Here is a 261-nt window from a genome sequence, read left to right as displayed (position 1 = left end):
CTGATGGCGTACACTCGCGCTAAGTGCTAAAGGCCAATGGCTAGCTTTTTGGATACAGCAGCTTGTACAGCGCTGCATTCCGCATGATTGCCTGCACGTACTCGCGTGTCTCAGTAAAGGGGATGGATTCCACGAATTCCTCGACGTCGGCAAACTTTCCGGTCTTGCGCCAGTCGTCCACGCGGTCTTCTCCCGCGTTGTACGCGGCCAGAGCATACTCCACCTGCCCGTCATAGTGGTCCACCATGTGCTTGAAGTAGC

At 55.9% G+C, this 261-nt stretch carries 1 protein-coding gene; it reads right to left on the bottom strand.

Annotated elements, in window-relative coordinates; translation table 11 throughout:
• Positions 1 to 40: 40 nt before the first annotated feature.
• Positions 41 to 261, bottom strand: a 221-nt coding sequence (locus RAD10_RS42140; protein ID WP_461622051.1) for a transglycosylase SLT domain-containing protein, incomplete at its 5' end; no start/stop codon positions are given.

This window comes from Bradyrhizobium sp. 23AC, from assembly GCF_054863025.1.
Note: the sequence above shows the minus strand (reverse complement) of the source record. Positions and strands in the feature narration are given on the sequence as shown.